Below are 12,476 nucleotides of genomic sequence, written 5' to 3' on the forward strand. Positions count from 1 at the left end.
AGAATACGGCATACTTAGGTTGCATTGATTATTTGCAACTATTTTATAAATATCTTAACACTTTTCTTGAAAGTGTTGCTATTAAATAGTATCTTTAATTTAAGGGAGTAAAAAAAGTAAGGGATAATTAGTATAAGTTATGCCAAAACACATACAACAAGTTTTTCTTTTAGCTCTTGTGCTATTAGGTCTTTTTTCCTGCTCCAAGTCTCAAACTCTTAGTGAGGCTGATAAAAAATGGCTCCGAGATAATGATAGTATTTCTGTAGCTTTCTTTCCGTACTATGCACCGTATCAATTTATAAACGAAAACGAAAAAATAGATGGTATTCTTACAGATTATCTATCATTGATCGAAGATAAGATGGGGCATAAATTCGAACGGAAATTATACAACAACTGGGAACAATTATTAAAAGATGCAGAAAATAATAAGATAGATATCATCTTAGAAATACAACAGACAGAAAAACGTGATAATTATTTAAATTTCTATTCTCAACTTTTCAAGTCCAATTTTGTCTTGATTACAAAAGATAATTCTTTCCAGAACTCTAAACTTAGTGATTTTCATAACAAAACAGTAGTGGTTCCGAAAGATTACGGGATACATGAAATGCTTAAAGAGCAAGAAAAAAAATTGAATATTGCAACAGAAGTAGATGATATAGCATGTTTAAAAGAAGTTAATAGAGGAACATATGATGCCTATATCGGGCCTAAAGCAGTAGCTAACTATCTTATAAAAACAGAAAACTTAGAAAACCTTAATATCGTTCTTGAGACTCCGTACAGTTATACTCCTAGCCTAGCTGTACAAAAACAGAATGTAGAGCTTAATCAAATTATATCCAAAACAATCAAAACAATAAAAGATTCTGAAAAACAGGTTATTTTTGACAATTGGCTATACAATGCAATAGTTCCTTTCTACAAAAAACCAAGTTTTTGGATTGGTCTTTCAGGTATTATTTTAATCTCGCTTATTATTATTCTATTACTTAATAGATATTTAAAGTACTTAATTCGAGAAAAAACTAAGGAGTTAAAGGTTGCTAAAGAACGTGCAGAAGAAAGTAATAAGCTAAAAACTGCATTTATACATAATATCTCTCACGAAGTACGGACTCCTATGAATGGGATTATTGGTTTTTCTGAATTACTTAATGATCCACAAATAACAGTTCCAAAACAAAAAGAATATTCAAAAATTATCATTGATAGTAGCAATCAACTTATTAATATCATCGATGATATTATTGAAATTTCAAAATTAGAAACCAATCAGGTAGAGGCCCGTTTTGAAGAAACCAATTTAAACGATATACTTAGACTACTATTTTCTGATTTTCAAAGTAAAGCTATTCTAAAAAAAATAGCCATTTACCTTAATAACGCCATACAAGATGAGCAAGCTATTATCTTAACAGATAAATTAAAACTTAACAAAATACTCTACAATTTAATTGATAATGCTATTAAATTCACAAACAAAGGTAGTATTGAAATTTCTTGTAAAATCGATAATGGAAATATCCTTATACAAGTAATAGACACTGGAATAGGTATTAAACCAGAGGACCAAGAATTAATTTTTAGAAATTTTTCTCAATCCGAAAAAGAAGTCACAAAGAGTTATGACGGACTTGGATTAGGCTTATCCATTGCTTTAAAAAATGCCAAATTACTTAATGGAAATATTTCTTTCACATCAACTCCAAAAAAAGGATCTACTTTTATATTAACGATTCCTTATCATCCTATCGTAGATCCAAATAAAGTTGATCCGTCTTTAAAAGAAATTAATGATATTTCAACAAATACTCCTATTAAACAAGTTATTTTAATTGTCGAAGATGGAGAAGTAAACTTTCTATTTCTTAAGACTTTATTATTAAAAATGAAAGGTTATAAATTTGTGATTCATAGAGCTGAAAATGGAAAAGAGGCATTAAATATTTGTGAAAACAATACACACATTGATTTAGTACTTATGGATATCAGAATGCCTATAATGGATGGATATACGGCTACACGAAAAATCAAAAAAATCAGACCCGAACTCCCCATTGTAGCACAAACTGCTTATTCTACAGAAGAAGATATCCAAAAAGCCCTTGATGCTGGTTGTGATGATTTTGTATCTAAACCTGTAGACAGAAAACTCCTTGGTCCAATTATCAGTAAATATTTTTCTGGTTTAAAAAAATCAATACACTCCTAAATGTCTATAAAAAATCAGTATTTAGGTTTTTTAAATAGCAGTTCATTATGGCAAGGCCGTTTTTCTGATGTAATTCAATTTGATTTTGAAGCACTAAATACTCCTGCTGTAATTCCAGACACTTTACCTTTTTCAATTTCAGAAAATGAAGTTTTAGGAAAGTGTATCGAACAGTTTTTTGCTTATACTATTGACAATACTAAAGACTATCAAATTATTACTAAAAACAATCAAATATTTAACGATAAAATTACAATTGGTGAGATTGATTTTATGATTAGAGATCTCCAAAATTCAAAAATTTTACATATTGAATTAGTTTATAAATTTTATATCTACGATCCTAGTATTACTACTGAAATTGATCGATGGATTGGTCCAAATCGTAAAGACTCTTTATCCCAGAAGATTAAAAAATTAAAAAACAAGCAATTACCTTTACTTTATCGACAAGAAACTTTGTCCCTACTAGATTCTTTAAATTTAAAATCTCAAGATATCGATCAAAAAGTATGTTATATGGCTAATCTTTTTGTTCCTATATCACATATTGGGAAAAAATTACCGCATATTAATCCTAAATGTATTATTGGGTATTGGATAAAATTTGAAGATTTTACTGCCAAAGGTTACTTAACAAATCAGTTTTATATCCCTAAAAAAAGAGATTGGGTAACATCCCCCGATACTAATAGCATTTGGTTTTCTTTTGCTAGCATTCTAGAACAAGTTAAACCTTCACTTTTACAAAAAAAATCTCCATTACTTTGGATGAAAAGTAATGAAGATTCTTATCAACGTTTTTTTATTGTTTGGTGGTAATTTATTATTTCGATTAATTTCAAATTAACAAAAACCAACTTCTCTTTTACAATCCGCTAATATAACTTCCGTATAGATCATTAAACCTAAAACCTTCGGATAATCTATACTTGCTCAATTTTTTGTATTCTACCAATCCCCATAACAAGAATTCTTTCATAAAATAACTATCCTCATCATTCAAATCGGCTTGATACTCTTTTATCAAATCTGTAAGCGGAGAAATCGCATCTAGTTTTGAGGTATATTCCTGATCAGAAACATCATCTAACAATTCAAATCCACTTTGTTCAAAAAACCAGCTTAATAATGTTTCGTACGGGCTTTTATAGTCTTCTTTTTCTAATTTTTCTATCGCAGGAAAATAGTCAGGAAATAAAGTTTTAATAGCATTTGCAATTAGAGAATGTGCTACAGAAGAAGCTCCTTCTTGTTCTCCTTCATAAACCAGTTCTACTTTACCTGTTACAGCTGGAATAATACCCGTAAAATCACTTAATCTTAGTGTAGTAGTATCATCTCCAGATATCAACGCTCGATGTTCTGCAGTACTTAAAAGGTTTTCATAAGCGGTAATACTCATTCTAGCACTAATACCACTTTTATGGTCTATAAACTCACTATCGCGGGCTTCAAAACTAATTTGTTCTAAAAGATCTTTAGCTAGTTCAGGAACATATACCAAATCACTTTGTCTAGTATCTAATTTAGCTTCTTGTTGCGTAATTGTCTTTGCTATAGCGATAGTCTCTGGATAATGGGTTAGAATTTGAGAACCAATCCTATCTTTTAGAGGAGTAACGATGCTTCCTCTGTTTGTATAATCTTCTGGATTTGCAGTAAAAACAAATTGTATATCTAAGGGTAATCGTAGTTTAAATCCTCTAATTTGAATATCCCCTTCTTGTAAAATATTAAACAAAGCTACTTGTATACGAGCTTGTAAATCTGGTAATTCATTAATCACAAAAATACTACGATTTGCTCTAGGAATCATTCCAAAATGAATAACACGATCATCGGCATAACTTAACTTTAAATTAGCTGCTTTAATAGGATCAACATCTCCAATAATATCCGCTACGGTAACATCTGGAGTTGCTAATTTTTCAGAAAAACGTTCTGACCTATGTAACCAACTTATAGGTGTATCATCTCCTTTATCTTCTATTAAATTTGTAGCATATCTAGAAATAGGATTAAAAGGATCATCATTAATTTCAGATCCATCTACAATAGGAATCCATTCATCTAAGAGATTAATCATTTGCCTTGCCAACCGTGTTTTGGCTTGCCCTCTTAATCCCAATAAATTAATATTATGCCTAGAAAGAATCGCTCTTTCAAGTTCAGGAATAACAGTGTTTTCGTATCCATGTATACCTGTAAAAGTATCTTCTTTTTTACTAATCTTAGTTCTTAAATTATCCCTGAGCTCATCTTTTATAGACTTTCCTTTGTAACCTGTCTCTTTTAGTTCACCTAAGGTTTTTATATTTTGAATCTTCATATAATTTTTATTCTCTTTTCTTTTTATCCTTTAATTCTCTTTTTTCTATTGGTTTCGTAATCTTCAAAGATCATCTCTCCTAAACCTTTTAACCCGGTATAAAATGCTTTTCCTTGATTTGCATAGGTAAATTCTCTTACAAACTGCATTAAATAAGAGTCTTGAGCGATCATAAATGTAGTGATTGGTATATGTAACTTTCTTGCTTGTTGAGCCATCATATAACATTTATTTACAATATGTCTGTCTAAACCATTACTATTTTTATAATATTGACCATCCGGCATTTTTAAACAACTAGGTTTACCGTCTGTAATCATAAAAATTTGCTTGTTTGTATTACGTTTTCTGCGTAACATATCCATTGCCAACTGTAAACCAGCAACAGTATTAGTATGATAAGGGCCTACTTGCAAATAAGGTAAATCCTTGATTGCAATTGGCCAGGCGTCGTTTCCAAACACCAAGATATCTAGAGTATCTTTGGGGTATCGCGTTGTAATAAGCTCTGCAAGTGCCATCGCTACTTTTTTGGCAGGAGTGATTCGGTCTTCACCATACAAAATCATGCTATGACTAATATCTATCATTAACACCGTACTCATTTGAGCTTTGAACTGAGTTTCTTCTACAACAAGGTCATCTTCTGTAAGGTTTAGGTCCCCAATACCATGATTAATTTGTGCATTTTTAAGACTTTCTGTCATCGAGATTCGTTCTAGAGAATCGCCATATTGGTAATTACGAAACTCACCAGAGTGTTCGTCTCCCCTACCAATATAGTTCGTTCGATGATTACCCGATCCACTTCGCTTTAGTTTACCAAAAATTTGATCTAATGCTCTTTTACGAATTGCTTGCTCGGTTTTAGCAGTAATTGACATCCCTCCTTTTCCATCAGGTTTAATCTCTTCTCGAATATACCCCTTCTTTTTTAAGTCTTCGACAAAATCATCCAAAGTATATTCATCGTCTGTTAACTGATATTCTTTATCCAACTCTTTCATCCAATCAAGTGCTTCATCCAAATCTCCAGAAGTATGAGTGATGATCTCTTGAAAAATATCAAAAAGTTTATCAAAAGGAGATTGTTCAGGGGCTTCGTAGATTTTAAAAGAGAAACCCTTTTTAAAATTTTTCTTTTTCATAAGTTAAAGTTAGTACATTTTTATATAAGAAGAGGGCATATCAACCCGATAAGAAATCAGAATTAACATTTGTTTTACAGAACTTTTATAGAAAAATATCTTACCAGTACGTTTAAAAATAAAAATAACTAACAATTGTTATCTTTGGGAAAGCCTAAGAGGCAGATAAAACATCTTAATACGTATACATATTCATCACTCATTTATCACATCAATCCTATGAAAAAATATTTCTTACCAATAGTATTCACTCTTTTTTCAATCTTAACCTTGGCTCAAGATGATGCAGAAAAAGTGGCATCTACTGTTTCTAAATCCGAAATAAAAGGGCATATCTACTTCTTAGCTTCTGATGAGCTAAAAGGAAGACAAACGGGATCTTCAGAAAATAAAATTGCCGCACAATATCTAGCAAATATGCTTAGAAGCTACGGAGTTAATCCCATTCCCGATACAAAAAGTTATATTCAGAATGTCGCATTACTAAAAACATCAAGTGCTACTACAACTATATTTAAGTCTAATACTACTGAAATAAAAAAGATTATTCCTATTACAAAAACAAATGCAAATTTTAAGGGTAAAGCTGTTTTTGTAAACTATGGCACTCCTGAAGATTATAAAAAAACTAATGTAAAAGGAAAATACGTTATCTCTTATGTAGGTACTAAGGATAATAATGACATGAGATTTGCTTTTTCTAAAATAAAAGAAAAAAGAGAGCTCGCCGAAAAAAACGGAGCTATTGGTTTTATAGAAATCTCTAATATTAATGACAACATTTGGGAACGAATTTCTCATTCTCTTAACGGAGATAAAATGGAAACTGTGGGTAGTAACAATAGTAAATTAGATCAGTTCTCTTATGCTTGGGTCAATGATCAAAAAGAAGAAATCAGCAAACTTTTTACGGATAAAAATGAAATTGATATCGCACTTACTATCGAAGGGGTCAAACAAAGTAAAGTAACTTCTCAAAACGTAGTTGGTGTTGTACAAGGTACAGATCCTAAACTTAAGAATGAATATATTATTTATTCTGCGCATTATGATCATGTAGGTATAGGAAAAGCTGTTGACAATGACTCTATTTATAATGGAGCACGTGATAATGCAGTAGGAACTGTCACTGTGCTTTCTGCAGCAGAGAACATTGCTAAATATCCGACTAAAAGATCTGCACTTTTTATACTATTTACAGGAGAAGAAAAAGGCTTACTTGGTAGTAAGTGGTATGTTGAACATCCTGTTCTACCATTAAATCAAATGGTGTATTGTTTTAACAGTGATAATGGAGGGTATAATGATACTAAATTAGCAACCATAGTAGGACTTAGTAGAACAACGGCACAAAAAGATATTGAAACTGCCGCTCTTAAATTTGGATTAAAAGCTATTGATGATCCAGCACCAGAACAAGGTTTGTTTGATAGATCTGATAATGTAAATTTTGCTGCTAAAGGGATACCAGCTCCAACATTTAGTATGGGATTTACAGCTTTTGACGAACAAATTACCAAATATTATCATCAGGTAACAGATAACCCTGACACACTAGATTATGATTATTTATATAAGTTTTTTCAATCTTATGTTCTAGCATGTCGAAATATCGCCAATAACCCCACTACTCCATTTTGGGTAAAAGGCGATAAGTATTATGAAGCTGGCGTCAAGCTTTATAAAAAATAATCAATCCGATTATTCAGATGAGTTTATAGAAAACAGGCTTGAAAGTAATTTCCAAGCCTGTTTTTATAATTTTAGAACTTTATTTTTTTTATAAAATCAAATACTATGTTCTTAGATAACTATTGATTAATTCTCATCTTTTGAAGCAAAAACCATCTAAAAACATAAAATTTAAGAAAACATATTCCTTTTTTAACAAAACAATATTATAAATAGGGCATTTTATACATTAATTTTATATTACCCTAGAATTAAGATAATTGTTAAAGCAACATAACAAATACATATGACAATAAGTAGTAACCCCATGTAATTGCATACTGTGTAGGTGACGATATGTAATTCATTAAATCATAAGATTATGAAAAATTACATATTTATAGTATTCGTGATTTCTTCATGTTGGCTATATCCTAACAATACTAGTCATTCTTTAAAATCAAATTCAGAAGAATATTCTCAAAATCCTCGTGATCGTAAACTCTCAGCAGACGAAGTCAAACAAAGAGGTCTCGATGTATTAGCTAATGAAATAACCGAAAACTTCGAAAGTTTAGACTTAAAAAAAACAGCAAGGTCTGCTATATTTGAAACTTCATACGGTTTTAGATGGAAACTTGTAAATCTTCATACAGGTAAAAAGATTATTGTAAAAGTTGATAAAGACTTTAAGCTTATTTCGGCAAGAGATAATAAGAATACTAAAATTATGAAACCTTGAATTAAGATGAAAGTAAATTCTTAACTGTTTCAAAATCTTCTTCATACTCCCAATAGATTACTCTATCATATGCGTATTTAATTAAAATATAATTTTCACTTACAGATAGAACCCTTTCTATGGCTACAAGTTTTCTAGAAGCTTTTTCGACCTTTACCTCTTCAACTATTTCTTGATTACGGGCATCAAAACCATGAACTATGGTATGACTTTTTAATGTTAACTCTATAAATTTCATTTTAATCGTTTTTTAGATCTTTAAAAATCTCAAATTTTAACTTAACACCACTTTAAGACTTTATCGTTGTCATTTTATTTATTTTAGACTCTTCATTATCAATCATCCAAAGGTGCCAAAATTTTTTCTTCTTTTCGCCACTATTTTTTCATGTTTTTTTAGTCGTGCTCAAGAAAATATCTCTATTACATACACAGGTAACATGGGGGTGTATATTACGGATAAACAATCTTCAGTTCTTATAGATGGTTTACACACTAGATATGGTGATGATTATTTATTTCCAACTGCTAAGCTAGTCAATGAAATTAATACACAATTACAACCCGATGTTATTTTATTTACACATTATCATGGGGATCATTTTAGTGTTGAATTGGCAAAAGAATATCTTAAAAAAAATAAGGAAACTCATGTCTTCGGAGCGAACCAAATAACAAAGCATTTTTCATCAAATAGTAATCAAATCCATACGATAGCAACAAACGATTATAACAAACAAGTAAAACCTATAAAAAAAGCAACTATTACGGGATTTAAAGTCGATCATGTAGGAAAACGACATAGTGCTGTAGAGAATGTAGGATTCATAATTGAGATTAGTAATAAAAAGATACTACATGTAGGGGATACTGATTGGCTACAAGAAATTAATCTATTTGATCAATTAAAATTATCCGAAGAAGCCATTGATATAGCCATTTTACCGTATTGGATGCTTTTATCTGACAATGCGACTTCATTGATAAAAGAAAACATAAATACAAAACATATTATTGCTACTCATATTTCACCACAAATAAAAAAAGAAGAGCTTTCAAAATTAAAAAACACATATCCCCATGTGCATTTTTTCACAAAACTCAAACAACAGATACAACTATAATTAACACACATCCAAAAAAATGAAAAAAATATTATTGTTACTACTACTCACAACAGCCATAGGGGTTTCACAAGAATTCTCTATGGATCTTATCAAGGATAATACACCACGTAATATAGGGCCGGGAGGTATGAGTGGGCGTGTAACCTCGATAGATGTAGTAACTTCTGATCCAAATACAATCTATGCAGGAACAGCCTCTGGAGGATTGTGGAAATCAACTTCGGGAGGAATAAAATGGAATCCCATTTTTGATAATCAAGCCACAGCTTCTATTGGTGCAGTTGCAGTTCAACAATCAAATCCATCTGTTATATGGGTTGGCACAGGAGAAGGAAATCCTCGTAATAGTTTAAATGGTGGATATGGTGTATACAAATCCTTAGACGGTGGTAAAAACTGGAAACTTATGGGATTAGAAAAAACACGTCATATTCACAAAGTGATTATTGATCCAACTAACCCAAATATTGTTTATGTTGCCGCTATTGGATCGCCTTGGGGAGAACATCCAGAAAGAGGCGTTTTTAAAACTACAGATGGTGGTGATACATGGTCAAAAATTCTTTTCGTTAATAATAAAACTGGAGCCGCAGATCTTGTGATTGATCCAAAGAATCCTAATAAATTAATTGTGGCCATGTGGGAACATAAAAGAGATCCTTGGTTTTTTAAATCAGGAGGAAAAGGATCCGGGCTACACATTACTCATGACGGCGGAAAAACTTGGAAAAAAAGAACTGATTTAGATGGGCTCCCGAAAGGAAACCTTGGACGTATTGGATTAGCAATAGCTCCTAATAAACCTAATATTATTTATGCGCTAATCGAAGCAAAAAAGAATGCCTTATACAAGTCGATAGATGGTGGTTTTAAATGGAAAAAAGTTAATGATAAAAATGATATCGGTAATCGACCTTTTTATTATTCAGATATTTTTGTAGATCCTCAAAATGAAAACAGAGTCTATTCTGTTTTTACATATGTAAACGTTTCTGAAGACGGAGGTAAGAATTTTTCGCAATTAATGCCTGCATATGGAGTGGATAATGGTGTTCATCCAGATCATCATGCATGGTGGATCCACCCTAACGATGGTAATTATATGATAGATGGTAATGATGGTGGTTTAAATATTACACGTGATGGTGGTAAAACATGGCGATTTATTGGTAACCTACCTGTTGCTCAATTTTATCATATTAATGTAGACAACGAATTCCCTTACAACGTGTATGGGGGAATGCAAGATAATGGTAGCTGGAGAGGTCCTGCTTATGTTTGGAAAGCACAAGGGATTAGAAATTCATATTGGCAAGAAATTTCTTTTGGAGACGGTTTTGATGTTGTCCCTGATAAAGAAGATTCACGTTACGGCTGGTCTATGAGTCAGCAAGGATTTGTAAGTAGATACGATTGGATGACAGGTAATAATTATACAGTTCGCCCAACTCACCCTGATCCCAAAGTAAAACTTCGTTTTAACTGGAACGCGGCCATTAATATTGATCCCTTTGATAGCAGTACCTTATATTTCGGAAGTCAGTTTGTACATAAAAGCACCGATAAAGGATTAACATGGAAAGTAATTTCTGGAGATTTATCTACCAATAATCCCGAAAAATTAAAACAGTCTGAAAGTGGCGGATTAACAATGGATGCTACTGGCGCAGAAAATCATTGCACAGTTTTAGTAATAGAACCTTCTACTTTAGAACAAAATATGCTTTGGGCAGCTACAGATGATGGTCGAGTGCACGTTACACAAAATGGTGGTACCAACTGGACAGATGTTTCTGCTAATATTAAAGGTTTACCTAAAGGTAGCTGGATTGTTCAAATCAAAGCATCTAACAAAAATAAAGGTGAAGCTCTACTTGTTGCAAATGATTATAGAAGATTTAATTATACGCCTTATGCATATCGCACTAAAGATTATGGTAAGACTTGGGTACGTATCGTAGATCAAAATGATGTAAAAAGTTATACGCTAAGTATTGTTGAAGATCCAATAGAAAAAAACCTTTTATTTCTAGGAACTGATGATGGATTGTATATTTCTTTAAATGCAGGTAATAATTGGGTTAAATGGACCAAAGGATTTCCTACAGTTTCTGTTAAAGATTTAGTGATTCAACCCAGAGAACATGATTTAGTAATTGGTACATTTGGTAGAGCAGCCTGGGTACTAGATGATATTAGACCTTTACGAGCGTTAGCAAAAAACACCTCTATTTTAAAGCAAAAATTACAACTTTTTGAACCACCAATTGCATATCAAGCTGCTTATCAGCAACCTACTGGTAGTCGTTTTGGTGCAGATGCCATTTATAATGGTGATAATCGTGATTATGGTGCACTTATCTCCTACTATCTACAAGTGGAGAAAAAGAAAAAAGAAGATAGTGACAAGGAAGAAGAAAAAGAGGATGAAGATGTGAATACAGACGAAAAAGAAGAGACAAAAGTAAAATGGGACTCTATTCGCTTAAAAGTATATGACGGTGATCGATTAATTAGAACACTCAAGCAAAAAACTCCTGACTCTACTGGATTTCATAAAATTACATGGTTTATGGATGAAAAGGGAGTAGATCGACCTTCTAGAAAAGTTATAAAACAGGATAAAGAACCTAATGGAGTTTTGGTAAAACCTGGAAACTATAAATTAGTCATGGAATATGGCGATCAAACATCTGAGACTTCTATAAAGGTACAATCAGATCCTAGGTTACAAGTATCCACGCAAAACATAAATGAGGTATACGCAGCTTCTAAGAAACTAGAAAAAATGATGCAAACTGCATCTGACGCTGTAAAACAGTTAGCACAAAGTAAAGAGGTCGCTACGAAATATAAAAAAGAGCTTCAAAAATTAGATAAAAAGAAGTTTAAGGAGCAGATCAAATCATCTAAAGGTATTTCTAAGAAAATTGATAGTGTAATGGCTTTTTATATTGGTAAGATTGATAAACGTCAAGGGATTACACGTAATCCAGAAGTTACCATAATGCAACGTCTTGGAAAAGCAAATCAATATGTAAGCAGTCGTAAAACAGGAATAACTGATACAGAAAAAACACTAATGCAACAAGCCAAAGATGCTCTGCAAGATGCCTTGCAAAAAACGAATACCTTCTTTACCAATGACTGGAAAACATATCGTGAAGCTATCGAGAAATTAAATACGTCGCCTTTTAAAGAAACTAAGAATTTTAATTTAGAATAATTAATA

The 12,476-nt window shown here is 31.8% G+C and carries 9 protein-coding genes; 6 read left to right on the top strand and 3 right to left on the bottom strand.

Annotated elements, in window-relative coordinates; translation table 11 throughout:
* Window positions 1-139: 139 nt before the first annotated feature.
* The gene (locus D1816_RS07830; protein ID WP_082832560.1) at window positions 140-2,224 is read left to right on the top strand and encodes a transporter substrate-binding domain-containing protein; all 2,085 of its coding nucleotides are present in this window, start codon (window positions 140-142) and stop codon (window positions 2,222-2,224) included.
* Window positions 2,225-3,046, top strand: a complete 822-nt coding sequence (locus D1816_RS07835; RefSeq protein WP_118502055.1) for a DUF1853 family protein — start codon at window positions 2,225-2,227, stop codon at window positions 3,044-3,046. It begins immediately after the preceding gene.
* 46 nt (window positions 3,047-3,092) lie between these two features.
* Here the strand turns inward: D1816_RS07835 and D1816_RS07840 are convergent, their stop codons facing one another.
* Together D1816_RS07840 and D1816_RS07845 are read right to left on the bottom strand one after the other, a co-directional pair.
* Window positions 3,093-4,556, bottom strand: coding sequence for a sigma 54-interacting transcriptional regulator (locus D1816_RS07840; protein WP_118502057.1), 1,464 nt, complete (start codon window positions 4,554-4,556; stop codon window positions 3,093-3,095).
* A gap of 23 nt (window positions 4,557-4,579) precedes the next feature.
* Window positions 4,580-5,704 carry a VWA domain-containing protein gene (locus tag D1816_RS07845; protein ID WP_066318305.1) on the bottom strand — a complete coding sequence of 375 codons (1,125 nt, stop codon included), beginning with the start codon at window positions 5,702-5,704 and terminating at the stop codon, window positions 4,580-4,582.
* A gap of 219 nt (window positions 5,705-5,923) precedes the next feature.
* Here D1816_RS07845 and D1816_RS07850 point away from each other — a divergent pair, with 219 nt between their 5' ends.
* Together D1816_RS07850 and D1816_RS07855 are read left to right on the top strand one after the other, a co-directional pair.
* Window positions 5,924-7,396, top strand: a complete 1,473-nt coding sequence (locus D1816_RS07850) for a M28 family peptidase (RefSeq protein WP_118502059.1) — start codon at window positions 5,924-5,926, stop codon at window positions 7,394-7,396.
* A gap of 361 nt (window positions 7,397-7,757) precedes the next feature.
* A complete protein-coding gene (locus tag D1816_RS07855; protein ID WP_066318310.1) occupies window positions 7,758-8,117 on the top strand; it encodes a hypothetical protein in 360 nt (119 codons plus the stop codon).
* A 1-nt stretch (window position 8,118) separates the two neighbouring features.
* On the opposite strand, the gene D1816_RS07860 is transcribed toward D1816_RS07855, so the two are convergent.
* On the bottom strand, window positions 8,119-8,355 hold the full coding sequence (locus D1816_RS07860) for a hypothetical protein (RefSeq protein WP_066318313.1): 237 nt from the start codon (window positions 8,353-8,355) through the stop codon (window positions 8,119-8,121).
* 202 nt (window positions 8,356-8,557) lie between these two features.
* Between D1816_RS07860 and D1816_RS07865 the strand changes: the two genes are divergently transcribed.
* Window positions 8,558-9,241: an MBL fold metallo-hydrolase gene (locus D1816_RS07865; RefSeq protein ID WP_120702403.1), complete on the top strand. Its 684-nt coding sequence runs from the start codon at window positions 8,558-8,560 to the stop codon at window positions 9,239-9,241.
* Window positions 9,242-9,260: 19 nt separating this feature from the next.
* Window positions 9,261-12,470 (top strand): hypothetical protein, encoded by a 3,210-nt coding sequence (locus D1816_RS07870; protein ID WP_118502063.1) that lies wholly within the window; start codon window positions 9,261-9,263, stop codon window positions 12,468-12,470.
* Window positions 12,471-12,476: the final 6 nt, after the last annotated feature.

The organism is Aquimarina sp. AD10, assembly GCF_003443715.1.
GTDB classification, from domain to species: domain Bacteria; phylum Bacteroidota; class Bacteroidia; order Flavobacteriales; family Flavobacteriaceae; genus Aquimarina; species Aquimarina aggregata.